This window comes from Vibrio sp. 10N.286.49.C3, from assembly GCF_041469545.1.
Taxonomy (GTDB): Bacteria; Pseudomonadota; Gammaproteobacteria; order Enterobacterales; family Vibrionaceae; genus Vibrio; species Vibrio tasmaniensis_A.
Genome location: NZ_JBFRKT010000008.1, coordinates 219,730 through 245,270 on the forward strand (window position 1 = coordinate 219,730; position 25,541 = coordinate 245,270).

Annotated in this window: 25 protein-coding genes; 11 read left to right on the plus strand and 14 right to left on the minus strand. The window is 43.4% G+C overall.

The features are described 5' to 3' along the window. Window positions 1-37: 37 nt before the first annotated feature. The 4 genes from AB4180_RS03880 to AB4180_RS03895 all read right to left on the minus strand — a co-directional run bounded on the left by AB4180_RS03880 (window position 38) and on the right by AB4180_RS03895 (window position 2,979). A complete protein-coding gene (locus AB4180_RS03880) occupies window positions 38-928 on the minus strand; it encodes a hemin ABC transporter substrate-binding protein (protein WP_017097074.1) in 891 nt (296 codons plus the stop codon). A gap of 175 nt (window positions 929-1,103) precedes the next feature. Next, window positions 1,104-1,517 (minus strand): biopolymer transporter ExbD, encoded by a 414-nt coding sequence (locus tag AB4180_RS03885; RefSeq protein ID WP_009845734.1) that lies wholly within the window; start codon window positions 1,515-1,517, stop codon window positions 1,104-1,106. Then, on the minus strand, window positions 1,514-2,215 hold the full coding sequence (locus AB4180_RS03890) for a MotA/TolQ/ExbB proton channel family protein (RefSeq protein ID WP_012600261.1): 702 nt from the start codon (window positions 2,213-2,215) through the stop codon (window positions 1,514-1,516). The genes AB4180_RS03885 and AB4180_RS03890 overlap by 4 nt, the downstream gene beginning before the upstream one ends. 2 nt (window positions 2,216-2,217) lie before the next feature. Further along, window positions 2,218-2,979: an energy transducer TonB gene (locus AB4180_RS03895; RefSeq protein WP_029223823.1), complete on the minus strand. Its 762-nt coding sequence runs from the start codon at window positions 2,977-2,979 to the stop codon at window positions 2,218-2,220. Between the two features lie 160 nt (window positions 2,980-3,139). Here AB4180_RS03895 and hutW point away from each other — a divergent pair, with 160 nt between their 5' ends. From hutW to hutZ, 3 genes are all read left to right on the plus strand, one after another. Further along, on the plus strand, window positions 3,140-4,549 hold the full coding sequence (gene hutW / locus AB4180_RS03900) for a heme anaerobic degradation radical SAM methyltransferase ChuW/HutW (protein ID WP_017097073.1): 1,410 nt from the start codon (window positions 3,140-3,142) through the stop codon (window positions 4,547-4,549). A 49-nt stretch (window positions 4,550-4,598) separates the two neighbouring features. Next, window positions 4,599-5,120, plus strand: a complete 522-nt coding sequence (gene hutX / locus AB4180_RS03905; RefSeq protein ID WP_017097072.1) for a heme utilization cystosolic carrier protein HutX — start codon at window positions 4,599-4,601, stop codon at window positions 5,118-5,120. Window positions 5,121-5,261: 141 nt separating this feature from the next. Then, the gene (hutZ, locus tag AB4180_RS03910; RefSeq protein ID WP_012600265.1) at window positions 5,262-5,792 is read left to right on the plus strand and encodes a heme utilization protein HutZ; all 531 of its coding nucleotides are present in this window, start codon (window positions 5,262-5,264) and stop codon (window positions 5,790-5,792) included. 53 nt (window positions 5,793-5,845) lie between these two features. Here hutZ and AB4180_RS03915 read toward each other — a convergent pair whose 3' ends face one another. Further along, window positions 5,846-6,760 (minus strand): chemotaxis protein, encoded by a 915-nt coding sequence (locus tag AB4180_RS03915; RefSeq protein ID WP_102249392.1) that lies wholly within the window; start codon window positions 6,758-6,760, stop codon window positions 5,846-5,848. Window positions 6,761-7,040: 280 nt separating this feature from the next. On the opposite strand from AB4180_RS03915, the gene ppiC reads away from it, so the two are divergent. After that, window positions 7,041-7,322 (plus strand): peptidylprolyl isomerase PpiC, encoded by a 282-nt coding sequence (gene ppiC / locus AB4180_RS03920; protein WP_277869273.1) that lies wholly within the window; start codon window positions 7,041-7,043, stop codon window positions 7,320-7,322. Between the two features lie 283 nt (window positions 7,323-7,605). Next, window positions 7,606-8,991 carry an alpha-amylase family glycosyl hydrolase gene (locus AB4180_RS03925; protein ID WP_102249391.1) on the plus strand — a complete coding sequence of 462 codons (1,386 nt, stop codon included), beginning with the start codon at window positions 7,606-7,608 and terminating at the stop codon, window positions 8,989-8,991. 147 nt (window positions 8,992-9,138) lie between these two features. On the opposite strand, the gene AB4180_RS03930 is transcribed toward AB4180_RS03925, so the two are convergent. The 4 genes from AB4180_RS03930 to AB4180_RS03945 all read right to left on the minus strand — a co-directional run bounded on the left by AB4180_RS03930 (window position 9,139) and on the right by AB4180_RS03945 (window position 14,372). Further along, on the minus strand, window positions 9,139-11,010 hold the full coding sequence (locus tag AB4180_RS03930; RefSeq protein ID WP_012600268.1) for a methyl-accepting chemotaxis protein: 1,872 nt from the start codon (window positions 11,008-11,010) through the stop codon (window positions 9,139-9,141). Window positions 11,011-11,465: 455 nt separating this feature from the next. Continuing rightward, entirely contained in the window at window positions 11,466-12,836 is a 1,371-nt protein-coding gene (locus AB4180_RS03935; protein ID WP_012600269.1) for a YjiH family protein, read from the minus strand. Window positions 12,837-13,064: 228 nt separating this feature from the next. Beyond that, window positions 13,065-13,739 carry a YoaK family protein gene (locus AB4180_RS03940; RefSeq protein WP_009845723.1) on the minus strand — a complete coding sequence of 225 codons (675 nt, stop codon included), beginning with the start codon at window positions 13,737-13,739 and terminating at the stop codon, window positions 13,065-13,067. Window positions 13,740-13,889: 150 nt separating this feature from the next. Beyond that, window positions 13,890-14,372, minus strand: coding sequence for a GFA family protein (locus AB4180_RS03945; protein WP_198592248.1), 483 nt, complete (start codon window positions 14,370-14,372; stop codon window positions 13,890-13,892). 32 nt (window positions 14,373-14,404) lie between these two features. Between AB4180_RS03945 and AB4180_RS03950 the strand changes: the two genes are divergently transcribed. The 3 genes from AB4180_RS03950 to AB4180_RS03960 all read left to right on the plus strand — a co-directional run bounded on the left by AB4180_RS03950 (window position 14,405) and on the right by AB4180_RS03960 (window position 17,013). After that, window positions 14,405-15,052 (plus strand): hypothetical protein, encoded by a 648-nt coding sequence (locus AB4180_RS03950; protein WP_012600272.1) that lies wholly within the window; start codon window positions 14,405-14,407, stop codon window positions 15,050-15,052. Window positions 15,053-15,175: 123 nt separating this feature from the next. Continuing rightward, on the plus strand, window positions 15,176-15,475 hold the full coding sequence (locus AB4180_RS03955; RefSeq protein WP_012600273.1) for an isoamylase early set domain-containing protein: 300 nt from the start codon (window positions 15,176-15,178) through the stop codon (window positions 15,473-15,475). 245 nt (window positions 15,476-15,720) lie between these two features. Then, complete coding sequence (locus tag AB4180_RS03960) at window positions 15,721-17,013, plus strand: peptidoglycan DD-metalloendopeptidase family protein (RefSeq protein WP_017102768.1); 1,293 nt, start codon at window positions 15,721-15,723, stop codon at window positions 17,011-17,013. Between the two features lie 213 nt (window positions 17,014-17,226). Here the strand turns inward: AB4180_RS03960 and AB4180_RS03965 are convergent, their stop codons facing one another. Further along, complete coding sequence (locus AB4180_RS03965) at window positions 17,227-19,071, minus strand: bifunctional diguanylate cyclase/phosphodiesterase (RefSeq protein ID WP_029222882.1); 1,845 nt, start codon at window positions 19,069-19,071, stop codon at window positions 17,227-17,229. 180 nt (window positions 19,072-19,251) lie between these two features. Then, window positions 19,252-20,148, minus strand: coding sequence for a LysR family transcriptional regulator (locus AB4180_RS03970; RefSeq protein WP_102249389.1), 897 nt, complete (start codon window positions 20,146-20,148; stop codon window positions 19,252-19,254). Window positions 20,149-20,256: 108 nt separating this feature from the next. Between AB4180_RS03970 and AB4180_RS03975 the strand changes: the two genes are divergently transcribed. The 3 genes from AB4180_RS03975 to AB4180_RS03985 all read left to right on the plus strand — a co-directional run bounded on the left by AB4180_RS03975 (window position 20,257) and on the right by AB4180_RS03985 (window position 22,312). Further along, complete coding sequence (locus tag AB4180_RS03975; RefSeq protein WP_012600277.1) at window positions 20,257-21,462, plus strand: multidrug effflux MFS transporter; 1,206 nt, start codon at window positions 20,257-20,259, stop codon at window positions 21,460-21,462. Between the two features lie 122 nt (window positions 21,463-21,584). After that, window positions 21,585-21,935: a hypothetical protein gene (locus AB4180_RS03980; protein WP_004731829.1), complete on the plus strand. Its 351-nt coding sequence runs from the start codon at window positions 21,585-21,587 to the stop codon at window positions 21,933-21,935. A gap of 242 nt (window positions 21,936-22,177) precedes the next feature. Beyond that, window positions 22,178-22,312, plus strand: a complete 135-nt coding sequence (locus AB4180_RS03985; protein WP_012600279.1) for a hypothetical protein — start codon at window positions 22,178-22,180, stop codon at window positions 22,310-22,312. A 152-nt stretch (window positions 22,313-22,464) separates the two neighbouring features. Here the strand turns inward: AB4180_RS03985 and AB4180_RS03990 are convergent, their stop codons facing one another. The 3 genes from AB4180_RS03990 to AB4180_RS04000 all read right to left on the minus strand — a co-directional run bounded on the left by AB4180_RS03990 (window position 22,465) and on the right by AB4180_RS04000 (window position 25,185). After that, complete coding sequence (locus AB4180_RS03990; RefSeq protein ID WP_012600280.1) at window positions 22,465-23,082, minus strand: glutaredoxin domain-containing protein; 618 nt, start codon at window positions 23,080-23,082, stop codon at window positions 22,465-22,467. Between the two features lie 68 nt (window positions 23,083-23,150). Next, the gene (locus AB4180_RS03995; RefSeq protein WP_102249388.1) at window positions 23,151-24,041 is read right to left on the minus strand and encodes a DMT family transporter; all 891 of its coding nucleotides are present in this window, start codon (window positions 24,039-24,041) and stop codon (window positions 23,151-23,153) included. Between the two features lie 154 nt (window positions 24,042-24,195). After that, window positions 24,196-25,185, minus strand: coding sequence for a porin (locus AB4180_RS04000; RefSeq protein WP_029223821.1), 990 nt, complete (start codon window positions 25,183-25,185; stop codon window positions 24,196-24,198). Window positions 25,186-25,541: the final 356 nt, after the last annotated feature.

Here is a 25,541-nt window from a genome sequence, read left to right on the forward strand (position 1 = left end):
GTAAAAATAGGGTAGTGAGTTATAGCGGGTAGATAAGTTATAGCGGATAGATAAGTGCGTTTATTCGCTTCGCTTCAGAGAGGCTTTCAAGACCAAGCCCTCCAACTAGAGCGCTGCCCTTTACGGTAATGATTTGCTTGTTCATGCCTGCTGGCGTTGCCGCTAGCATAGGTAACGATTTAAGAATGGCATCAGCGCCGCCTATTTTCTGGTAGCTACGGCCGCTCACTAAGATGACATCAGGCTGCATTTCAACGAGTGATTCCATCGACAGTGGTTTGTAAGAGGTCAGGCTTTTAGCCGCAGGGTTAACACCACCAGCCAATTCAATGATCGCGTTGGGTGATGTTTCACCGCCAGCAACATTTGCAGGACGGCCTTCATGCAGTAATAGGAACAGAACTTTCTTCGCTTCGTTGTTGGGTACTTGGTTAGCTTTCAGTGCCGCAATTTTTTGATTCACTTCGGCTTTCACTTGCTGTGAGTGAGCTTCGGTATGGGTAATCTTTGCAATTTGGTCGATACGCTTTAGTAGCCCTTCAACGTTTGCTTCGGTGTTAACGATCTCGACATCGATACCCACAGATTTTAATTGAGAAATGGCGTTGTCTGGCCCCATCTCATCTGAGCCGATGAGCGTCGTTGGCGATAAGGCAATCAATCCTTCTGCAGAAAGGTTTCTGTGATAACCAATCTTTGGCAGCTTTTTTGATTGAGGTAAGTGACTGGTCACATCAATTGCAATCAACTGCTCTTCAGCACCCAGAGCAAGAACTAATTCGGTAACGGCGCTGCCAGCACTGATGATTCTAAGTTGTTTTGCGTCGTCAGCATTGGCGATAGGTGCTGCAAGTACCAACCCCATCGCGGCGATTGCGAGTAAATGTTTGTTGTTCTTTAATTTATTGAGCACTTTTAAGTCTTTCATAATAATTTATTTGTACTTTCTTTTGATGGAGAGTAATCGCGAAGATGGCTTGTGATCAGCCTGTCCGCATGTTGAGTTTGAATCGATAGAGAGCTGGCTTTGGTTATTTGGTCTTATCAATAAAGAATCCAATCTCATAAAAGGTGCTAGGTCTCATGAAAATTTAAGAGTCGTTCTAGCCTTCCTCCGTGAGTAATTGGGTTGCTGGAATACCGTTTTCTTGTAAGAACGACAACAACTTCACTAAGTTCTCAACGTTAGCTGCTTTATCGGCGCCAATGATGATCGGTTTCTTATCCGATGTGCCTGTTTCTTCTAACAGTGCGATCTTGAAGTTTTCCCAGTCGATGTACTCTTGGCCGTTGATCGCCCAGTAAGGTTCGTGATCTAAGATATTGACGCTAATCGAATCTTTATGAACTTCAGAAACGTTTTTAATATCAGAACTCGGAAGCTCCACCTCTAATGACTCCAACTTCACTGATGCTGTCAGTAGAAGGAAAACCATCACGATAAATATAATGTCCAGTAAGGGTGTTAAATCCGGAACTAAGCTCTGTGTTTGAGATGAGTGGGGCGTTTTAATCATGCTTGGCTCACATCACCGATAGAGGCTTTGCTGACAGGAGTCCCTTGAGTGTCGCCAGACTGACTGGTTTGAATTGACATGCCTTCTAGCCAAACATTCACATAATTCAGAGTGTGTTCTAACTGAGCTAGCACTCGATCGGCCCATAACCCGAGTAGTTGAGCTCCTGAAATCGCAGGAAGCGCAATCATCAAACCCGCAGCAGTGGTTCTCATTGCTAATCCAAGACCGTCTGCCAAATCATTAGGCGTGATGCTGCCTGTTGTAGCGGCAACGCCTTTAAACATCTCAATAAGCCCAAGTACTGTGCCAAGCAGGCCAATTAGCGGGCTGATGACGCCGATCAAGCCAAGCAGTCTTAAACCTGCATGAAGCTGGTGGCGTTTCTCTTGTAGCCAAATTCCTGCTGCATCTTCACGTAAACCTTTTGAGAAAGAGTGGTGAGCAAGCAGCATCGACACGCCCTTGTACAGCAGAGGTCGTTTACCAGAAATAGATTGTGCTAATGCTTCGATTTCTTTGCTATTGGTTGGTGAAATCTGATTGAGCTCATGACGAATAGCGCGTTTGCCAACCCCAATGCTTAGCATGACTTGGAAGATACGCTCTGCGATGATCATTGCTGTTAATGCTGAACAGATAAGAAGAGGCCATGTCATTAGGCCAAGTTGATCTTGTAAGTAACTGATTTGTTGCATGGTTAATCCAACTTAAAACGAACAGGTATTTGCACACGGTGAGCAATTGCTCGACCATTTACAGTATGAGGTGAGAACTTCCATTTCTTAATGGCTTTCAAGGCAGCGTTGTCGAGCATTAGTGCGCCTGATGAGTTGACTAATGCCTGTTTAATTTGTTTTCCTTCAGCATCTAACCAGATCTCATAAGTTGCGACACCTTCAACGCCTCGGCGCCTTGCTTGGCGTGGGTAGCTTGGTGGCGTTGGACGAGCTGAAAAAGAGGGCCTAGTGATTAACACCGGCTCTTGGTTAGATACGCCTTGATTAACTTGTCGAGGTTGGTTGGCGGACTCGTCCATATTTTTATCGACTTTTTTGTCGGCCAGCTTTTCTGGTTGAGTCACCGGTTTTTTTTGAATCGGCTTTTTCTCGGCTGTCTTCTCCACAACCTTTTTCTCTACTTTCTTGGGCTGAGGTTTATTGGTGATCGCTTTTTTCTTTGGTGCAGGTTTAGCTTGCTTTGGCTCTACTGCTTTCGGTTCGACAGGTTTAGGTTCTGGGTGTGAGAGCGTTTCCTTGATTGGCTCAGGCTCAACTGGTTCTGTAACGGTTTTTTTCTGAGCTTGTGAGGGAACGCTCTTTGGAGTGAAGTTGATCGATACCGTGTTCGATTGGCTACCTGCTGGCATTGCAAAGACTTTGGATTCTTGAGCGACAAATAACATCGCCGCATGAATCACTAACGATGCACCGCCTGCAATAACATATCTAGGTACGTTCACATTCAATCCTTCACCAAATCTAAAATATGTATCGGATTATTGCTCAGAATCTAAATAAGATCAATTATCAATTGCATTATCATTTGCGTCTATTTATGATTCTCTCAGTTTTAGTAAACAGTCTTCCAGGCTTTGCTATATAAGTGTTTAGAGGGATTATATGAGCGTTGATATGTATAAGTTTGACGAATCAATTCTGGGCGTTTCTAGCCCAGACCCACTTCGTTTTGCATTTGCCAAAAAGCAATCTGCACATGCTGGGGGAAGCTCAATCCCGGTCGACCCGAGCAAGAAATTGGAAATCTTTGATGAATTGATGCTGAGTGAAGGAAAGAAACAGGATAAACGTTGTTTGTATATCCATATTCCTTTTTGTCGCGTGCGCTGTACGTTCTGCAATTTCTTCCAAAATGCCGCAAGCCGTAAATTAGTGGATGAGTATTTTGATGCACTGATGGTTGAGCTAAAGCAAAAAGCTAAAACCTCTTGGGCTCAGTCTGGACTATTTCACGCCGTCTATATTGGTGGTGGAACACCCACCGATTTATCTCCTCTACAAGTTGAGCTGTTAGGTAAGGCTATTCGTCAATACTTCCCATTAGCGAACGATGTGGAAATGACCTTAGAAGGGCGTATTAATCGATTTGGCGACGAGATGTTTGATCGTTCGCTGGAAGGTGGCTTCAATCGTTTCTCATTCGGTATTCAAAGTTTCAATACTCAAGTTCGACGTAGTGCTAAGCGCTTGGATGACCGAGAAGTTGTGTTGGAACGTATCAGTTCACTGAGTCGCACTGAACAAGCGCCTATCGTTCTTGATTTGCTATACGGGTTGCCACACCAGTCTATGGAAGTATTTCAACAAGATTTAGAAGACTACATGTCGACTGGCGCACACGGTATTGACCTCTACCAACTGATTGTTTCGGGCAACGCGCCTATGCTTAATCTTGTTGAGAAAGGAAAAATCCCACCACCGGCTAATACGCCAGATAAGGCGAGTATGTACTTGGCGGGTGTTGAGTTCATGGCAAAGCACAAGGTTAAGCAACTGAGCGTGAATCACTGGACTCGTGATAACCGCGAACGCAGTATTTACAACAGCTTAGCGAAAACTTATGCCGAAGTTCTACCCATTGGTTGTGGCGCTGGTGGTAACATCGGTGGTCATGGTGTGATGCAACATCGAACTTTAGACAGCTACATGGAGTCTATAAAGCAAGGTCAATTGCCAATAGCCATGATGACCAAGCAAAGCTCACTAGAGCCAACCTTCTCTTCATTGAAAGCCGGTTTTGATTCTGGTGTTGTAAGAAGAAGTACGTTGCCGAGTTTTATGGGGCAAGACACGTTTGACTACCTGAAGCCTCTGTTTTCACATTGGGAAAAGAATGGCCTAGTTGATCTTTCGGAAGATTACCTGAGCCTGACTATAGCTGGCAGTTTCTGGGCGGTAAGCCTTGCACAGAGTGTGATTCAAGTGCTTAACACTGAATATCAGACCTTGCACCCAGCACCAACTGCCTCTGGCTTGGGTGCTCACCCGCATGCAAGTTTGAAGCACGCTTAGTCTCGAATTTTTAATTCATAACTTACTTGTTTATACGGAAATCTATTCAATGACAGATACAACATTAGCAATGACAGAAACTTTAGAACAACGTGTCGCACGCATTCTAGAAGAAGAACCAAAACTGCTTCCTACTGCGATTGCTGAGAAGCTAGGTGTTTCAGAGGTTGAAGTTGTCGCTGCTTTTCCTGGAGACATGGCGGTGATGTTAGATGGCAGCCGTGCTCAAGATATTCTAGAAGGTTTGGTTGGTTGGGGCCCAGTGACCACAATTATGCATTCATTTGGCTCAATCTTCGAAGTAAAGGCGCCGTTCCCTAAAGGCAAAGTAGCGCGTGGTTACTACAATCTGATGGGTAAAGAAGGCGAGCTGCATGGCCACTTAAAACTGGATAACATCAAACATATTGGTTTGGTGAGCAAGGCGTTCATGGGGCGTGAAAGTCATTACTTCGGTTTCTTCAGTGAAACAGGCGAAAACATTTTTAAGATTTACCTAGGTCGCAATGAAAAGCGAGAGCTGATTGTCGACCAAGTTGAACGCTTCAAAGCACTAAAAGAACGAGCTTAAGTACAGTCAACATCAAGCTTAAATAAGATTGCCAGCTAGCTTAAAGAAAATATGAATGCTCGAGGTCCACTTAGTTTACTAATGAACGCTCAACCTCGGGTAAAAATAATAAATAAGAGAAAGTGAAGAAAGGAATTATCGATGGAACAACAAGTAAAACAAGAACGCCTACAAGGTCGGCTAGGTCCAGAAATCAAAGAGTTTCGCCAAGAGCGCCGTACTCTTCAACTTGCAACAGTTGATCAAGACGGTCGCCCGAACGTAAGTTACGCGCCTTTCGTACAGAACCAAGAAGGTTACTTTGTTCTAATTTCTGACGTTGCTCGTCATGCTCGTAACTTAAAAGCGAACCCACAAGTCTCTTTGATGATGATTGAAGACGAAGAGAGCTCGAAGCAGCTTTATGCACGTAAGCGTCTAACCTTTGATGCACAAGCAAGTGTTGTAGAGCGTGAAACGGAGCTTTGGACTCAAGTTATTGGCCAGATGCAAGAACGTTTTGGTGAGATTATTGATGGTTTAAGCCAACTTCAAGATTTTTCTCTATTCAACCTTAAAGCAGAGAATGGCCTGTTCGTAAAAGGTTTCGGTCAGGCATACCAAGTATCTGGCGACGACTTAGTGGATTTCGTTCACCTGCAAGAAGGTCACAAAAAAGTGTCTAACGAGTAAGCTCGTTTAACGGATTACTTTAGGAGCCCTCTAATGTGAGGGCTTTTTTGTGTCTAAGCAGTCATAGCCGCGTCGTTTAGGACTTTCGCTCCGCGCAACATGGCTTCGATTAATTCGCCTGCATTGAATTTCTCTAGCGCTTCATGTGCTCCCACTTGATTGGCTCGGTCAACACATATCTCACTGGATAGTGAAGTATGTAAAATACAGTAGGCATGACTGAGTGCGCTGTCGTTTTGTACTTCAAATGCAAGTTCATAGCCATCGAGTCCGGGCATCTCGATATCACTCACGAGAAGATCAATTGCAGTGCCTTTGCTTGCTTCACCTCGCATCAGGTCAATAGCATCTAAACCGTTGTTACAAATGCTATAAGGGATGTTGATGCTGTCTAAGGCATCAGACAGCTGCTTTCGTGCAATCAAAGAGTCATCAACCAATAGAATGTTCAGAGCTTTTAGGCGTTCTCTCTCGACATCAGTCAGCATCGGAATATGTGCGTTTTCATAAGCAGGGTAAATCTTAGAAAGTAATAACTCTACGTCGAGCATCTGCACGATACGCTCTTCAAAACGTGTAATGCCGGTAACAAACACATTGGTTCCTACACTTGCGGGTGGCGACTCAATACTCTTCCAGTCACATTCAATGATTTTATCAATCGAACGAACCAAGAATGCTACAACGGTTCTTAAGCAATCTGTCACGATGAGCACACAGTCTTGGTATTCCGTCGGTGTGATCGGCCGAAACCCAATAGCTGCGGACATATCAATAACTGGAACCGTAAGATCGCGAATCGTGATGGTACCAATCACATGGTGATGAGAGTAAGGAATTTGGGTCATTGGCTGGAAAGGAACGATTTCTCTGACCTTAAGCGTGCCTATCGCAAAACTTTGAGTGAGGGATAACTTGAACATCAGCATTCCCTGTGACTGACTCGCTTTACTTATCGGTTTGGCCATAAGTGGCTCCTACTTAATACGCGCTTAATCTATAAGGATTAATTTAAAGGGAAATGGCATCCGCAGCAAGTCACTATGCGGTTTTTAAAGATCTTTAAGGGGGTTGTTTTCGGTTATAGAGTGAAGAATGATGATTCTTGGGTTAAAATCACGCTAAACGCAGGCGTTTGATGGACTTTTGTCGACAAGTCGTTAGCCGTAAGCTGAATTACAACAGTCAGTACTCTGATGAATTCTACGTAATCATCACAAATAAACTGGCAGCAACAAACTGAGAATTATCATGGCAAGAACAGCAGCAGCGCTTCATATTTTGGTGAAGCATAAAGAATTAGCAGAAGACATCATGACGCAGCTTAAAAAGGGCGCTAAATTTCAAACGCTAGCGAAGAAGCATTCAACCTGTCCATCAGGTAAAAAGGGCGGCGACCTAGGCGAGTTCAAAAAAGGTCAAATGGTGCCTCAGTTTGATAAGATTTGTTTCTCTGGCGAGACGCTTGTACCACACCTGGTAAAAACAAAATTTGGCTGGCACGTAGTGAAGGTTCTTTACCGAACTTAGTTATTAATATGTGTTAGATTGAATAAAAGGAGCGTAGATACGCTCCTTTTTTGTCATTTTTGGGCGCATTTAAAAACATTATGGCTGAGTGTTCATCCCGGACGTTATGCGATAATTGGCGCTACGCCCTTAACTATCCACCTTGACTAATCGGTGGGAGGAGGAGGGGTTTTAATGAGTAACTCATATAATAAATACCATTCTTAAGGAAATTTATGCAGCTTTGCCTTTTAGCCTTTGTATTTATCTAGAAAGCTGTAAACGAGTTTGGTAGGAGAACAACATGGAGAGTTCAGCTATGTTAAGCACCCCAGCGACAGATGTTATATTGCATGCTTTTGACTGGTGCTACGCTGACGTAATGAAGAACGCCCCTCTGATTCAAGAGTTGGGTTATAAATCTGTTTTAGTCTCGCCGGCAATGAAGTCGTTACGAGGGCCTAAAGGCTGTGATCGAGATACAGGTACCCAATGGTGGCAGCGCTATCAACCCCAAGATTATCGTGTGATCGATAATCAGCTTGGTGATACGCAAGACTTCACTGCAATGGTGAACACGTTAAAGCAACATGGGCTTCGTACCTATGTGGACGTTGTGTTTAACCACATGGCCAACGAATCGAGTATCCGCGGCGATTTGACGTATCCAAATCAACAAGACATGGCGTCTTACCAACAAGATTCTGAGTATTACGAATCCGTTCGTTTGTTTGGTGATCTTTCTAAACCTTTGTTTGATGAGAACGACTTTGTCGAAGCGTTTGGTATCAAGAACTGGAAAGACACTTGGGAAGTGCAAAACGGGCGTATTACTGGTGGAGCAAGCGACCCAGGCCTGCCAACGCTTTTAGACAACGACAATGTGGTTGCGCAGCAGCGAGCTTACCTAAAAGCCTTGAAAGTGATTGGTGTGAAAGGGTTTCGCATCGATGCAGCGAAACACATGACACTGTCACATCTACGTAAGGTTTGGACCGATGATATATGTGAAGAGATGCATATATTTGGCGAGATCATTACTGACGGTGGTGCAACCAAAGAAGAGTACGAACTGTTCCTTGAGCCTTACCTTAAACACACTCGTTTAGGGGCGTATGATTTTCCGCTGTTCAATACCATTTTCAAAGCTTTTGAAGAGCAGGGCAGCTTTAAATCTCTGATCAACCCATATTGTTTTGGTCAAGCTCTGTCGAATATGCGAGCGATCACTTTTGCTGTCACTCATGACATTCCAAATAACGAGGTGTTTTTGGAACATGTGATGGATGAAGTCGACGAGCAATTAGCTCACGCCTTTATTCTTGGACGAGATGGCGGTGTGCCACTTGTTTACAGTGAACTCAGCACCAGCGGTATTCTGGACAAGAGCGGCCAACCTCGTTGGCTGAACGACTGGCAAGCGCCTTACATGAAAAACATGATTCAATTCCATAACCATGTTCATGGCGAAGCGATGCGGGTGGTTGAAGCCAATGATGACTTGTTGGTGTTTGTTCGTGGCGATAAAGGCATTGTGGTGATTAATAAATCGAAACGAAGCAAGACGGCTTCATTAAATTGGACAGGCGCTGTGACGGATCTGTTGTCTGGCGAAGTGTTCGAATGTGTTGGTAAGGACTTAACTATTAAGGTTGAATCCAACCAGTGCATGATGCTGACGACCAATTAGCTCGAGCCTGTTACGAGTTAGAAAGCAAATTTTGCAAAGAAAACCCCGCTTACTGATTGCCAGTAAGTGGGGTTTTTATTTAAAGCTGTTTATTGCTTACTAAACAATGTGTTAGTTAAACAGGGTGTTAGCTAAACGGTAAGGCGGTTAAACCGTAAACTTGTTTAATAGTTCGTCTTGTTGGCGAACATTGTCAGTTTGAACCTGCATTGCTGTGTTTGCGTCTTGAGCTGCGTTCGATACCTGTGTTGAAAGGTCTTTGATCTTAACTGTGTTGTTGTTGATCTCTTCCGCTACTAAACTCTGCTCTTCAGCTGCTGAAGCAATCTGAATATTCATATCAGAGATGCGCTGAATCGCGTCGCGGATGCGGTCAAGTGAAGAGTTCGCTTGCTGAGCGCGTTCAACGGCGTCAGTGGCTGTGTCTTTACTTTGATTCATCGCGTTAGATACAGAGCTTGCACCCGCTTGGAGCTGCTCAATCATGTTGCGGATCTCTGTGGTCGATTCTTGAGTACGTTGCGCTAGTGTGCGAACTTCATCGGCAACGACAGCGAAACCACGGCCCGATTCACCAGCACGCGCCGCTTCAATAGCAGCATTCAATGCAAGTAGGTTGGTTTGGTCTGCGATATCGTTGATTACTTTAAGAATCGTCTCGATATTTGCTGTTGCTGATTCAAGTACTTGTACTTCTGCAACCGCTTGGTCGATACGTGCTGAAAGGTTATCAATCGCTTGAGTCGTGTCACTTACTACAGATGTACCGTCTAGTGTCGCATCGTCAGCTTCACGAGCCGCGGCGGCTGCGCCTTGAGCGTTGTTTGCTACTTCCGTTGCGGTAACGGCCATCTCGTTCATTGCGGTGGCTAGCTGTTCAAGCTCTTGCAGCTGAGTATTCATCGCATTCGCTGACTCACCCGCGCCTTTTACTGTGATTTCAGTGCCACGTTTAATCTCAACACCAATCGCTTTGGATTGAATGATTTGATTTTGCAGGTTTTCAGTAAAGGTGTTGAAGCCTTTCGCAAGGTCAGAGAACTCTTTATCTGTATTGGTATCTAGACGTTTAGTTAAGTCACCTTGTCCGCTCGCAACATCTTGAATGGCTTGGTTAAGCGTCTCAAGCGGGCGCATTAACACACGAATAAGGACGGTTAATGCAATGATGCTGAGAATAACCGCAATTAAAGAGTAGATTATCGAGCTGTTTTTCAGATCTTCAACCGTTTGGAATGCGATCTCTTCATCAAGTATTGCGCCAATGTACCAATCTTCACTTGGGATGTGAGTGAAGTTCACTAGGAACTTTTTACCGTCGACTTCAATTTGTTGAGATCCCTCGCGAATAGTCGCTTGTGGCAGGTAGCTTGATAGCGTTTCGCCATTGTTCTTAGCGTTAGGGTGAGCAATCGTCGTGCCGTCGGCAGTGACTAGGAATAAGTAGCCCGCGTCAAACAAGTTCACTTGGTTTACCAAGGTCGCAAGGTTGGTTAGTTCTAGGTCGTAGAACATACCTGCAGTGAAACGGCCGTTTTCTTGCACTGGCGTACCAATTGAAATGATGACTTTTTTGCTTGATACGTCCACATAAGGGTCGGTAACAACTAAACTGTTTTTGGACTTAGCATCAATGAACCAAGGGCGGATTCGTGGGTCGTAATCCGGGCCAGCTTCCCAACCATCATCATTTTCAATAACGAAACCGTTTGCGTCATAACCAAAACCAACCGCGAGAAAGCTGCCTTTAAGTTTTGGCTTTTCTAGGATGTTTTGAACGTATGTACGATCTTGAGGGTTGATTTCGATGACTTCAGTCGTCGACTGAGCCAGTGCTTTTTTAGCATTCATCTCTGATGCTACGGTGTTCTTAATCCCAGAGACCATCTCTTTCAGGCTTGCATTGACGTGGTTCTCTACAGCACTTTTTACGGTGTAAAGTTGCTGTATTGAAAGCAATGATACTGTCACTAATAGCAAGGCTGATGATGCTGCAACCACCTTATGGCTAAATTTCATTGTGTTTTCCTCTTCTCACAAGCTTTGCGAAAACTAAAGCTAATCGTGTTTTTGTAATTATATATATCGACATTGTTGGGATTTACTTGAATGTAATTTCACAAAATAGACTACAAAAATACAACAACCCGCACAACGTAAAACTCAGTTAATTACATACTTGCTACTTTTGTTTTTTGGTTCAATGAGTTAAAGAGTTGGCTTAATCAAAGGCAAACAAAGTAAGGAAGATATTAATTAGGCGAATATGCGTATGGTTTATTATATAAGGGAGAGGTGTAAGAGAATTAATATGAAATCAAATGATATTCTCAATTCGTATATTGGCGATGTTTTAAACAGGAGAGTGTATGTATTTTAAACCGGAGAGTGAATATATTAGGCGAAAAAAAGCCCCACAAAAGTGAGGCTATTACAAATCAGGTTATTTATTACACTGTATCAGTACGTCTAATTTAAAATATTAGATGCGCTACACCTGCGATAACTGGAAGCGTAATTAACGTACGTAGAATAAAGATAATAAACAGTTCTAAGATGTTCACTGGAATCTTACTGCCTAGAAGTAGAGCGCCTACTTCAGACATGTAAATCAGCTGAGTTACCGACATTGCTGCAATAACAAAGCGAGTCATCTCGTTGTCGATAGAAGCGGCAAGGATCGCTGGGATGAACATATCCGCAAAACCAACAACAATGGTTTCAGATGCTGCAACCGCTTCAGGTACTCCAAGTAGCTCAAGGAATGGAATGAAAGGCTGACCTAGGAATGAGAACACAGAGGTGTATTCTGCAATCACCAATGCCATTGTACCTAGCCCCATTACAACAGGAAGAACGCCGAATACCATGTCGACTGCGTTACGAATGCCTTCACCAAATACAGACTTAGCAGACTTCACTTGTGATGCCTTATTTACCGCGAGTTCAAGACCCCAAGAGAAAGTCGAGTGACCCGCTGGGATTGCATCAGCATCTTTGTGAGGCTTTGTACCATCAATGAAGGTGTCTTTCTTCATGCTCAGTGGAGGAAGGCGAGGGATGATTACCGCGGCCACAATACCTGCTAAGCAGATTGCTGCGTAGAAAGGTAGGAATAGGTGCTCTAGTTCTACTTGAGCAATCACTACAAGGCTGAACGTGATAGATACTGCTGAGAAAGTCGTACCAACAACAGCGGCTTCACGTTGAGTGTAGAATTTCTTCTCGTACTGTTTGCTTGTAAGCAGGATACCAACGCTGCCGTCACCTAACCAAGAAGCCATACAATCGATAGCACTACGACCCGGCAGGTTGAAGATTGGACGCATCACTTTACTTAGTAAGGTGCCAAACAGTTCTAACAAACCGAAGTTAAGTAGAAGTGGTAATAGTAAACCGGCAAAGATGAATACTGAAAATAGAGTCGGCAATAGGCCCTCTAACACCAGACCACCGGTGTTTTCTTCCCAGATAAACTCAGGGCCAACTTGGAAGAAAGCCATGAATGCTGCAGCACCACCGATAATACGAACCAACAACCACAGTGGAGATGGGTTGAAAAGGCCGTTTAGAAATGAATTCGATGTAATGAATGTAGGTTTGAAAATGGTGCTTAACACGGAAGCTACAGACATGAAGGCAACGATTGCAGTGATAATAGCAACTAGAGACTCACCGAAAACCGCTTGAATTGATTTGGCTAGAATAGCGACAGGGATCGTGAGATCACCTTGGTAGCTAATTGGCGCCATGAAGAGGAACAAACCAATTAGAGATGGGATTAAGAAAACCCAGAAACTGCCTTTAGATTTCTCTGGTTGAGCAGTATTCGTGTTGTTAGACATGTTAATTATTCTCGTATTTCTACATGTAAAAAAGCCACATCCTTGGCATTTTTATTCTCTAAACATCCGTATTTTCTCATTGGGTGCAAGATTACCGAGTATTAATATCACTTGCAATACTATTCATCAAATATCGCTAAATATTCACGCAGGTTATTCTGCAACAAATTATGAGTTTAGAATAAAGTGTTGCAGATGTTACATATTCTCATGGTTATTACTAGGCGTTTATAAATTTACTGAGGCTTCAGTTCGATAAGTTAGGTAGAGCCAGTAGCTAAACGCGACAATGAACGCGAAAGAGGCAGGGAAAGCCAGTGCCAAAATTTCAAAGCGCTGGAACAGGCAAGCACCACTTAAACCACCAAACAGAAAGCCAACAACGATGAACATAAGAAGTTTGGCTTTACGGCGGTCAAAAGGCATCCCCTTTAAGCGTGCGCCAATCATGATCCCAAGGTCTGTGATGATCCCGCTCATGTGTGTGGTGCGAATGATCGCCCCGCTATAGGTGGTGATCATTGCGTTCTGCAACCCACACGCGGCTGAAGCGAAATACTGGCCTGAAGTGTAGCCTTGTAACAGTGCCCAAAGCGCCAAGAACAGCAATCCACCCTCAATACATAGCGCAACACCGTAACGGCGTCCTAACTTCAATGCTTGATTTTCGATAAAGAATCCGCTGAACGCGGCACCTAGCATAAAGCTCATAATGATTAGCAGGAGGTGCATAGAAGTTGAAGTCGGCGTGAGCAGGCTGCTGCCAAGTAAAGACATGGTGCCTGAAATATGGGAGATAGCTTGATGTTGGAAGCCGAGTAAACCAATAGCATTAACGCTGCCAGCAAGGCCCGCTAACAGTAAGGCGCCGTATTCAACCCAGCGAGGTAGTTTAGAAATCATGTGGTTCACCCTGGGTTAAAAAGAGGAGCAGATTATAACGCTAGCGAAAAGATACGCTAGCGTTGTAGAACGTTGATATTTGATCTTAGGCAACAGTCTTGCAGTTTGTTCCAATACTGTTGCTTTATAGAGAAAATGGTCAGTAACAGGCTAGTTGTAGTGACTCATCTGGTGGTCAAATTTGACCCATCCGTGTTTGCGTTCTTCGTAGACTGAAAAGCTTGGTAGCGGAAAGTCTTGCTCTTTAAATAGTCCGAGCGGGACGACATAAAAATCGGCGGCGGCAACCGACTGCAATAGCATGGCAGTGCCACATTTAGGGCAAAACTGGTAGGTGACTTCATTGCCCGTGTCACTGATACGTGAAAAGGAGGTGACCTCTCCGTTGAGTGTCACTTGTTCTATGGGAAATCGAGCCTGAACCCCGAACACACTTCCGGTGCGCTTCTGACATTCATAACAATGGCATACGGAGGTGCGTTGAGGCTCGCCTCTGCAGACTAAATTGACGGCTCCACAGCGGCATTCGCAACTTCTGATATTTCTCTCTTTAATATGATTGATATCCATCCATGCTCCACTTCTGGTTAACCCTGTATTGATAATTATACTAAAGCCCTTTATGGTCTGCACAACTGGATGAAAACAAAAGAATATAATTGCTCATGAAAAAGAAAATCTTACCTATACCTCTGATTTTACTGATTCCTATTATCATGCTGGTTGTGGTGATACTGGCGGGTATTTATCGCTTTAGCTTAAGTGACGAAGAGATCTTGGCGAAGTTTCCTTCTTCTCAAGTCAGTTATGACCCTGTTGTTGAAACCGTTTTTGATTTGAAGACGACTAACCCATGGACAATCAAAGTTCCTGAAACCAACGCGTACGCCTTTATTAATGAAGTCGATGGACCAAGATCAATCGCGTTTGGGCGGTATGACTCCGGTGTTGAGCGTGGTGTGGTCACCGTAGACACCAACAACCTTTCAAGAGTCATACTCGGCGAGGCGAGTTTCTTTGTTGCACCTATGTGGGTATCTAACCAAGGCAGTGGCGTTTTCTATTATCTTGGCCTGTTTAAACATGACCAGCATCGAAGCCGTGTCGTGTTAGTTGACCAATTCTTTCTTGGTGACCGTGTGAGAATCCAAACTTTAGAGATTACTCAACTGCTCGATTCACAAAGCAAACTCTCTGGGGAAGGTTTTATCGGTTTTACTCGACATTCTGCGGAACAATCTTTTCCAGAATTGCAATCTGAAAAGGTGTTAATGAGTTTTTCTTTCAATGCGCAATCAATTGATGAGCAATGACATTTTTGTTAGGGCAAGGAACTGTTGTTTATGTGAGCTAAATTACATATTATCTTAAGTAGATGAATGAAATTTAGACACACTTAGCTTTGTGTCTGCTTACTTTACAAATGGAGCTTGCGAATGATTAATAAACGTTTTTTTAAGACGAAAGATGAAGTTGAAGTGACTTTCGAGCTAGAAGCTCAAGAAGCTAATTCCGTATCTATCGTTGCCGACTTTCTGGATTGGAAAGCGACCCCAATGAAAAAACTGGCGAAAGGGAAGGTTTACAAGTTTAAAACTCGTCTTCCGAAAGATGGCGAGTTTCAATTTCGCTACCTAGTTGATGATCAACAATGGGTGAACGATGCGAATGCTGATCGTTATATCCCGAATGAATTTGGTGAAGATAATTGCTTGGTATCGACAGTTAACGTTTAATTGAAATAGCATGACTTAATTGAAATAGTATGAATTAGTTAAAAAGCAGGAACTAGATGTTTCTGCTTTTTAATGTCTAAATCGTTGGTTCATTAATTTTTTGAGTTGTGCCTATTTCATTAACGGTAACTCAATGACTTAGCCGAGATTGCGCAGATTCACATCATATTATGACAATGCAATGATGATTTATACGCCTGAAAAGCATATCCTGTGCTTTTATATCGTAGAAAGACCTGTTTACCGTGTATTCAAAAATATTTTCCTCTCCGTTTGCTGAGCTTTCACCTGTAAAAAAAGCAGCAATTTTAGGACTGCCACTTATTGCAGTGATTAGTGTTGCTTTGCAATATTCACAATCAAGTCTGACGAAAACGATCGATCTTGATTTGCCAGACTCAACCGTTATTGAGTCAATTCTGTCACCTCCTTCTGCTACCGTTATTGAGCCACCGACGTTTGAATATCAAATTCAATCAGGTGATAACTTAAGTAGCATCTTCACTCAGCTTGGGTTTTCTTATAACTCGATGATGAGCGTGATGGAAACCGATTTGAACTTCCTTGCGTTAGACACGCTTCGTCCGGGTAATACATTACGCTTTTGGCGTGACGAAGCGACGGGCAACCTTTCAAAAATGGAACTTCAATTTAGTGTCGCGGACAAAGTGGTTTATCGACTGCTTGATGACGGCAGCTACGAATTCGAAGATATTTCTATTCCGGGTGAATGGAAGCAGAAACCTCTAGTGGGTGATATTCAAGGCAGTTTCTCTATGTCAGCGAACAAAGTTGGCCTGAACAGTATTGAGATTGACCATATTGTGACTCTTCTCAAAGATAAGCTGAATTTCAGCCGAGACTTACGTGCGGGTGATCAGTTTGAAGTGCTTCAAAAAGCGCAATTCGTTGATGGTGTCGCAACCGGGAAACGTGAAATAGAAGCCATCAAGATCATGAACCGTAACCGTGTTGTTTCAGCGTACTTACACACTGACGGGCAATATTACGATGCCAATGGTGATAGCTTACAACGCGCTTTCCAACGTTACCCTGTGAGCAGTGGCTGGCGTCAAAGTTCTCAGTTTAATCCTAAGCGCTTACACCCTGTGACTGGGCGAGTCTCTCCGCATAACGGCACAGATTTCGCGACGCCAATTGGCACACCCGTTCAAGCAACAGGTGATGGTAAAGTGATCATGACTCGTAAGCACCCATATGCGGGTAACTATGTGGTGATTCAGCATGGCAGCACATACAAAACACGCTACCTACACTTGAGTAAGATCCTCGTTCGTAAAGGACAAACGGTATCTCGTGGTCAGCGTATTGGCTTATCAGGTAAAACGGGCCGAGTGACGGGGGCGCACTTACATTACGAATTGATCGAACGTGGTCGTCCTGTCAATGCAATGAAAGCGAATATTCCTATGGCCGACTCTGTGCCGAAAAAGGAAAAAGCGACATTCGTAGCCGCTAGAGATGAAGCCGACAAGCTATTAAAGAAAGCTTTAGAAACACAATTGAATAATAGTTAATAGTTAATAGTTAATAGTTAATAGTTAATAGTTAATAGTTAATAGTTAATAGTTAATAGTTATTAGCTGACTGTATGCCGTCAAGGTAACCGTTAGCTAGATGGTTGCGAGTAATGATGTAGCCTTTAAAGCCGTGAGTGCAGAACTAAATACTTAAATGTTTAGTGATACGCTCGCGGCTTTTTGATTTTAGGTTGAGGTAGTAAACGGCGTTTAGGCTAGAGGTTCTGAGTGAGTGACGTAGCTAACGATAGCTTCTGGTCGCATAGGTGGAGAGTAGAGGTATCCTTGAATTTTGTCACACCCCATTGCGTGCAGCTTTTCTAGTTGCTCAAGCTTCTCTACGCCTTCCGCAACCAATGACACATTGAGTCTGTGTGCCAGTTGAATAATCAACCACACAACACTTTCGGATGTTGAGTTTGTCAGCAAGTTTCGAATAAAGGTGGCATCAATTTTAATACAATCGATAGGATAGCTATGAATGTAATTTAAGCTTGAGTAACCAGTACCGAAATCATCTAGAGCGATCGTGAACCCTTGTCCCCTTAGAAAGTCGAGTGCTGACTTTGTTTCTTGAGTTGGAGATAACAGCACGGTTTCGGTTAGCTCAATGACAAACTCGTTTGCTTTAAAGTGATGCTGTTCAATCGTTCGAGTGAGATAGGAAATATAACGCTTAGAATCGGTAAGCTCGTGAGCGGAGCAGTTTATTCCAAGCTTAACTTTGTAGCCTAAGCCTCGCTCCAATATTGTTTTAGCGCGGCATACCAATTCGATGATCCGTTCACCCAGTTCCACGATCAACCCCGACTCTTCCGCTACCTGAATGAACTCCACTGGCGAGATGTCGCCATGTCTTGTGGTTTTCCAACGAGTTAACACCTCGAAGTAATCCCATCGTGTATCAATGTGATCAACGATTGGTTGTACAACCACGTACATTCCATTGTCATTAGGTGCCTGACTGTCTGATATGGGGCTGTCAAGCTCACTTCGTAAGGCGGCGATTAACTCGGTTTTCCTTTGGTAACGAACCCTTAGGTGAGTGTCGTAACATTGAATGTATGTATCTTGACTATGCTGGCACTCTTTTAGTGCCAAACTGGTGTTGAAGATGATTTGTTCTACGTCTTTATTATCTCCATCTGACCGGGCAATGCCGATACTGACGTCGAAATCGATTTTGATATCAATACTATTGTAACCTTGCTTTATCTTATCCAGTATTTGCTCGCAAACCGCTATTGGGTCTGAATGATAGGTAATGAATGCGAACTCATTGCCAGCCGTCCGGAACGTCAGGTTGTTGTCGGGCAAGGTTCGGCGCAAGGTCTCTGCAACGAACTGAAGCACCTTATCGCCAATATAATTACCGTGCATATCATTAATGGCTTTGAAGCTATTGATGTCGAGCAGAGCGAGCGTGAAGGGAGTGACACTCTGCTGAGTGATCGATTCTAAGGTGTCTGATAAGCAGCTACGGTTTAATAGCCCAGTTAGACTATCGTGTGATACTTCGTAGCTGAGTTGATTAACCAGTTGCTCAGAACGGTCGTTGAACCACATTTCACGCAAGGTGTGAATGACGATATCTGCGAACAACTGGTGGTGTTTTATCACGTCTTGTTGCTGATCTGTACTCATAGGCGAACTAAAGGTTGAGAAAAGCACACCCATGACTTCGCCACTTTGACTGCGTGCTGGGATAGCGATTGAGTTTTGTGAGGTGATTTCTTGCCTAAATGCTGATGTTGGGAGTGACTGAACGATATACTGAGCAAATGAGCAATCTGGGTGTTTTTGATTAACGGCTTGTTGGTATATGTGACCATGGCGTGCGTTTATTTTGTCATGTAGTACATGGTCAGAATGGGCAATGACCAAAGGAACCATTTGATCGGGAAAGTGCTTTTTCTCAATGATACTGGTGTATTGAGTACCGAAGGTTTGATGCAAAGTAAGCACGGCAGACTCTAAAAGGTCGATACCTTCCAATTTGAGTAAGCGCCCAATGCGCTCTGTGTCTATCATGCTATTGCGTGTATGTTGAGTCATAGTCACCATCCGTAGCCAACCAGAATCGTGTGTAAGCTGTATGTGTATGATCTTGTGTATACGATCTTGTAGCAGCACCGTCTTAAATATTAACAATGCTACTTGCATTAATAATCTTGATATGCGTCTAGTTTATTATTGGTCGTGTTGTGTGATTTTTCAAATTTAGTGCGATATATTTCACAAAATTTGACTATTTCTTTCTTTGTCTAGCCTATCTTTTAGGTGGTCTAAAAATAGCTTGGTTCGTGTATGTGAGTAGTCAAGCTTAGGGTAGTACGCGTAAACCATCACTTCGTCAGCTGTTATATTTGGTAATACTGGAACCAGTGTCCCTTGTTTAAGATCCTCTTTGATCATTGCTTTGATGGTTAACAGTACGCCCATTCCTCGCTTGGCGGCATGAAACAAAGCCTCAGGGTTGGTGGTCGCAAAGTTACCGTTCAAAGTGATGCGCTGCCCTTTGGTGAGTGTGACTTCACGGGTAGGGCGCTCTCCCCATATTAAGGAGTTGTGTTGTTCTAAATCTTGCTCGTTGATGGGATAACCATGTTTAGCCAAGTAACTTGGTGCGGCATAAAAGCTGGCTTTGTGTTCAAATAGTGGTGTTTTCTTGAAGCTTAACGAGTTGAGTTGTTCCAGTTCACGACTGATCACCAGGTCCAAGCCAAGCTCAGGTAATTGACCTGGCGTGGTGGTGATAAGCTGTACTTTAATGTCTGGATACTTTTCTAAGAAGTCGTCCATGTATTGCACGAGAAACTTAGAACCAACAGCAATGGTTGCGCCAATCTTTAGCAGGCCCGCAGGCGTTTGGTTAACCGATCGGGTTTCATCAATAATCGATTGCCAATTATCGAGCTGATCTTTGGCTCGCAGATAAAAGAGAGCTCCCGCTTCGGTTTGGCTGATTGAGCGCGTGGTGCGCTTTAATAGTTGAGTGCCAATACGTTCTTCTAACCAGTTCACTCTTTTGCTGATCGCTGAGCTGGTGGTATTGAGTTTACGCGCTGCGCCATTGAAGCTGCCTTCTTCCACCACTTTTACATAACTTTTTACGTTAAGAATCCAATCCATACTATTTCCTGTTGGGACTTAATTAAATTCCAATTTAGCTAATTATCAATTATTGGTTTTGAATGTAAACTCATCTGATGAACAAATAACAAACGAATAGGGAATTTTTTGAGCCAATCGACCTTTAAAAAAACACCGCTACTCTTAGCCATGATGATCATAGCTACAGGACAGGTAGGGGTGAGTATCTATTTACCATCATTGCCGCTAATTGCTTCAGACTTAAGTGTGACTCAGGTAGATGTACAGCTGCTCGTTACGCTGTTTCTTGTGGGTTTTGGCTTGTCTCAGCTATTTTACGGGCCGATGTCCGATGCCGTGGGGAGAAGACCTATCTTCTTGTTAGGTCAGGGTGTTTATTTGATTGGTACTGTTGTTTGTGTTGTTTTTTCCGACAACATGACGGCGTTAGAGGTTGGTCGCTTGTTGCAAGGTCTAGGTGCGGGTAGTGCCTCGGTTCTTGGGCGAAGTGTGCTGCGCGACAGCTATGATGGCCTTCAACTGACCAAAGCACTGTCTTATATTTCGGTCACCGCTTCGATCATGCCGATTATTGCGCCCGTGTTTGGTGGTTGGATCTCATTCCACCTCGGTTGGCAGGCGGTGTTCCTGTTTGTTCTTGTGTATTTACTGGCGATATTCACTCTCGGCTATTTTGTTCTTCATGAAACTTTACCATACGGGAAGAGCCGCTTTGAAGTCAGTCAAGTGGTCAAGAACTACGGCCGTTTGTTGACGAATCGCCAAGTGTTGACCAGTGCCAGTTATAATTGGATGAGTTACATGGCGAGTTTGGTGTCGCTATCACTGTTTCCATTCTTAATGCAAGAGCAATTGGGGCTGACAGCCGCTGAATACGGATCGTTGATGATAGTCCCTTCGGCTGGCTTACTGATTGGTAGCGTGGCTTTGAACTTGCTCAATCGTAGGTTTAGTACACCACAATTGATGAGTCTTGCGATTTTGATCATTTTAGCTTCAGGGACTTGGTTACTTACTCATGAGTTATCCATCTTTAACTTAGTGTGGGCATTTACGTGGTTAGCTATCGCTCAAGGTATCTCCTTCCCTCTATCGATCAGTATGCTATTAGAACCTCATAAGAAGAAAGCGGGCGCAGTGTCGGCACTGTCAGGTTCAATTCAGATGTGTTTGGCGGGTTTACTTGGTGGATATCTAGTCGAGAGTTGGGTGACGACTCACCTACAGCTCGGCGTGTTTTATCTGATTATTGGTGCTTGCATGGCTACAGTACTTTGGTCTTCAACGAGAATGAACAAGAAAGCCACGGCTACCGAAGTTGAGTACAGTTAAGCAGCTGAAGTACAGACCAGTTAAACAGCTAGCTCGCTATAGTTCAGCATACAGTCGTTAATACGTTGTATTTGTATGGATGGTTTTCTACAATACCTGCGTCCATTTAATAGGTAATAAACATGCAGCAAAATGAATTTGAAGTACTGGTAAAAGCTATCTGCGCACTAGATGGCCTGCCTCAAGCACTTGAGTTATTGAAATCCAATGAGGATACAGAAGTCGCTGAGGCTGCTGGATCACTAACAGGTCAATTTGCGCTAGCTGAAGTTGAAGGCGAAAAGCGTATTTACCACGTGACGCTTCAAGAAAATGAACAAGGCGAAGAGCAAGAGTACATCGAACATGTGATGAATGAAGGCGATGACTTAATCAAATTTGCAGCTTGGTTCTTTGAAACTATGTTCGAATTAAAGCAAAAAGACACATACCAAATTGCAGGTAAAACTTACAGACAGCCAAAGCGTAGCTAGTTTTTTTAACTGTTTGTTTTCTAAGTTATTTCTTCATGTTGGTTGATTTCTAAGCAATTAGGTTTCTAAAAAACTATTTTTAAAGCAGCTCTCTTGAGCTGCTTTTTTATGGATGTTTAAATGAAAATTTTAATTGTAACTTAATGGTGATATTACACTAAAAATGTGATTTAGATCTTGTTTTTGGGCGCTTTAAGTGTAGAATCCGCGCATAAGAAAATCGATTATGTGCGGAGATAAGCATGAATTACGAACTAGGCCACGCATACCTTGGTCAAATGGTAGCAAAAAACATGATGCACGAAGCATTGTATGGCAAGCCAAAGCCAAAAAAAGCATCATTCATTAAGCGAATGATGAAGAAAATGGCGAAATAAGCATTTTCAAAAACGGATTTTAAAAAGGCCTTAAACTTATTTAAGTTTAAGGCCTTTTGCGTTTTAGCGATTAATGAAGGTCATCGCTCGTTTTGTTGTGGATGGACACAAAAAACACTGATAAAGCTTCTGACTAATGACTGTTACTGAATTCAGCCTGTCGATTGGTTGGATAGGTCGACAACATTATTCGGGATGGTATCTAAACCGTTCTCTTTCATCCACGCTTCTAAGTTGTCAGCTCCACCAATGTATTTACCATCAAGCCAAATCTGAGGAACTGTTACTGGTGTTTTCTCACCAATGTGCGCTTTTACCTCTGGAATCATACGATACAAAGCTGCGCTGTCTTTTACGACATCGTGGTATTGGTATTCAACACCCGCTTCATCAAGCATTTTCTTGGCCTTAACGCAGAATGGGCAGGTCGCTTTTCCGTAAACAATGTTGCCTTTTAGGCTGTCTCGTTTGGTCCATTCTTTAATTACAGATTGAACCAAAACACCGCGATTAAGCGCTTCACCTTGGCTGACTACCTTGCCTTCAACAACAAGGATAGGAGCATGCCAAGAACCCAGTTTTAGCGGCTCCCACCAGTGAGATAACCAATCTTTCACTTCCAGTTCAACATCGACATCTGATAACTCATTCTCAAAAGTATCCTTAAGAATGTCTTTGGTAAGGGTGCATTCTCCACATGGGATGTTAACTTTAAATGGACCCCAGCTGCCTGCCCAACGGTATAGTGTAATCTTGACTGGTTTCTTCATGCTTACGGCCTCGTTTGAATTCTCTTATCCATATAGAACGGACAGTCGAACTATTTATTTCATCGATCCTAAACTTTCTTTATTTTCGCCGGTTTTTTCGTTTCCCAATGGGTAATAAATGCAACTGACGCAATAATAATAGCAGCCCCTAGCCATAAACGACCCGGTGGAACCCAACTAAATACAATCCAACCCGCTAGAACATTTAACGGTAATTTTGCGTGGTCAAAAGGTTGCACAAACGAAGCATCAGCAACAGAATAGGCTTTTACAATTGCCCATTGAGCGAGTGCCGTCATAACACCGATAACAATCAAGATAGCCCAAATTGTACCGCCGCTTGGAGTCTGCCAATCTGGCGCGGCAAGCAGGATGTTAAATGGTGTGATTAATAGCAGCAAGTACACCACCATGGTTGAAGGACTGTCTTGCGAAGAGAGTTTTTTCACCATGAGTGAGTAGCATGCCCAGAAGAAAGCGGCGCCAACCGGTAGCAGTGTTGCCCAGTTAAAGTCTTCTGCCCACGGCTCTAGAATCACCATAGCACCAGCGAAGCCGGCTAAGGTCGCGCCCCAGCGAGCTGCCCCAACTTTCTCTTTGAGGAAAAGTCTTGAGCCTATGGTTGCAAACAATGGCGACGTCATGAGAAGGGCAATGCCTTGCCAAATAGGTACTGGGTAAGCCAATGCCCATATCCAAAGTTGAATACCAATAACAGACAAGAAGACACGGAATACGTGCAACTTTAGGTTGTCGGTTTTTAGCGCGCGGCGAATGCCCAGCGTTTTCAGATAAGGAAGAATAGCGAACAACGCGATGGCGTATTGAATGACGGCAACGGTGGTAGAAGTAAGTCCGAAATGAATGCTAGCGACTTGAGTTAGGCTATTAATAACGGCAAAGGCTAGGCCTGCGGTTAGCATCCAGCTAGCGCCTTGGATCGGATGGTGTTGTGACATGATGCTTCTAATTATTTGATGTGGTTCACCTATGATACGGATTTAGCACCACTTAACCAGAAAAAGCATTGATGAAGTTGGTCAGAATATTTGAATATGAAAAAGGTTGAGCAACCGCCCAACCTTTCTAGTCTCTATCTAAAGTCGATTTAGATTAGAAATCGTAGCGGACACCTAGGCGAAGTGTGTCTTCACCAGCTGTCACGATACCTTTTGCATTTTTAACTTCGTCTAAACCGTTAACGTAGTAAGAAAGGTATGTGCGGAAATTGCTGTTTAGTTTGTAGTAACCGGCTAATTCAATACCGTCGACAGCGTCTACTTTTGCTCCGCTGTTGATTTCATCTTCCTGGTAAGTATATACGACTGCAGCAGATACTTGCTTGGTGAATTTGTATTGCGCTGCAAACTCCATAGCAGTGAATGACTTAGCATCGGTACCTGTCGCTTTATCATCTAGGTCGCCTGTTGAATAAGTCGCTGCTAAGTACAGGTTGTCTAGAGAATACGCTAGGCCGGCAAGGATTTGGTCTGCGCTACCTTTATTTTCCCCTAGGTCTTCACCTGAGTAGGCTAGGCCAAGATCTAAGCCCATTGGCAGTGAGTAAACACCAGAAATGCCGTAGCCGTCAGAGTCTTTTTTGCTGTTGGTTTGGTAAGTGGCTTCTAGTTGCAGGGCATCAAAGCCGCCACGGTATGCAAATACACCATCTTCTTTATCAGAAGCTGCACCGAATGCTTGCTGCACACCAGAAAACTCAGTGATATCTGTAAAGTCAGATACGATAACTGAAGCCATATCTTGGCGACCGACAGAAATGGCTTGACCGTCAAAATCAACACCTGCGTACATGTAACGGTTTTCAAACTTATCAGAACCTGTGTCTTGCTCTGCTTCGTAGAAACCGAATGCCGTTGCAGTATCTGTAAGTTCTGTTTTACCACCAAGGTTTAAACGGAAACGAGTTTTATCTTTCATTGAACCTTCAACTTCAGCACCACCGGAACCAATGAAATCACCACGGAATTCTGCACGACCGCCAATTTTAAGTTCTGTACCATCAGAGCTATAAACCGTTGCTGCTAACGATGAACCTGAAACTAGTGCCGCTACCACTGCAGAAGCTAGAACTGCCTTTTTCATAATCACTTACCTTGTATTTTAAAATCCGTGAGCAATGCGCTCTCCGTTTCGATATGAAACTAATTTAGAGCAGCTAAATTAAGCTTTCATTTCTGTAAAATTACATTTTCGTGAATAGGGAACTTTTTAAGTGTTGATTTTATTGCACTTTTATTTCAGGAAACTGAGTGGTTTGTGAATGGGTATACCACTCGTATTTCCTTATTCGGTTACTTTTTCAAGTTTCTATTTGGGTGAGGTGATAATGATATGGGTGAACCTTATGGTGAGGTTAGAGCTTCTTCATCTTATTAACTGTTTGTACTGATTAAGATATCCTCTATGATGCCAAAACTTAGAAAAGAATAAATTTTGCT

Coding starts and splice junctions, on each gene's coding strand:
- AB4180_RS03880 (WP_017097074.1), bottom strand. CDS start 928: ATGAAAGACTTAAAAGTGCTCAATAAATTAAAGAACAACAAACATTTA.
- AB4180_RS03885 (WP_009845734.1), bottom strand. CDS start 1,517: ATGATTAAAACGCCCCACTCATCTCAAACACAGAGCTTAGTTCCGGAT.
- AB4180_RS03890 (WP_012600261.1), bottom strand. CDS start 2,215: ATGCAACAAATCAGTTACTTACAAGATCAACTTGGCCTAATGACATGG.
- hutW (WP_017097073.1), top strand. CDS start 3,140: ATGAGCGTTGATATGTATAAGTTTGACGAATCAATTCTGGGCGTTTCT.
- hutX (WP_017097072.1), top strand. CDS start 4,599: ATGACAGATACAACATTAGCAATGACAGAAACTTTAGAACAACGTGTC.
- hutZ (WP_012600265.1), top strand. CDS start 5,262: ATGGAACAACAAGTAAAACAAGAACGCCTACAAGGTCGGCTAGGTCCA.
- AB4180_RS03915 (WP_102249392.1), bottom strand. CDS start 6,760: ATGGCCAAACCGATAAGTAAAGCGAGTCAGTCACAGGGAATGCTGATG.
- AB4180_RS03925 (WP_102249391.1), top strand. CDS start 7,606: ATGGAGAGTTCAGCTATGTTAAGCACCCCAGCGACAGATGTTATATTG.
- AB4180_RS03930 (WP_012600268.1), bottom strand. CDS start 11,010: ATGAAATTTAGCCATAAGGTGGTTGCAGCATCATCAGCCTTGCTATTA.
- AB4180_RS03935 (WP_012600269.1), bottom strand. CDS start 12,836: ATGTCTAACAACACGAATACTGCTCAACCAGAGAAATCTAAAGGCAGT.
- AB4180_RS03940 (WP_009845723.1), bottom strand. CDS start 13,739: ATGATTTCTAAACTACCTCGCTGGGTTGAATACGGCGCCTTACTGTTA.
- AB4180_RS03950 (WP_012600272.1), top strand. CDS start 14,405: ATGAAAAAGAAAATCTTACCTATACCTCTGATTTTACTGATTCCTATT.
- AB4180_RS03955 (WP_012600273.1), top strand. CDS start 15,176: ATGATTAATAAACGTTTTTTTAAGACGAAAGATGAAGTTGAAGTGACT.
- AB4180_RS03965 (WP_029222882.1), bottom strand. CDS start 19,071: ATGACTCAACATACACGCAATAGCATGATAGACACAGAGCGCATTGGG.
- AB4180_RS03970 (WP_102249389.1), bottom strand. CDS start 20,148: ATGGATTGGATTCTTAACGTAAAAAGTTATGTAAAAGTGGTGGAAGAA.
- AB4180_RS03980 (WP_004731829.1), top strand. CDS start 21,585: ATGCAGCAAAATGAATTTGAAGTACTGGTAAAAGCTATCTGCGCACTA.
- AB4180_RS03985 (WP_012600279.1), top strand. CDS start 22,178: ATGAATTACGAACTAGGCCACGCATACCTTGGTCAAATGGTAGCAAAA.
- AB4180_RS03990 (WP_012600280.1), bottom strand. CDS start 23,082: ATGAAGAAACCAGTCAAGATTACACTATACCGTTGGGCAGGCAGCTGG.
- AB4180_RS03995 (WP_102249388.1), bottom strand. CDS start 24,041: ATGTCACAACACCATCCGATCCAAGGCGCTAGCTGGATGCTAACCGCA.
- AB4180_RS04000 (WP_029223821.1), bottom strand. CDS start 25,185: ATGAAAAAGGCAGTTCTAGCTTCTGCAGTGGTAGCGGCACTAGTTTCA.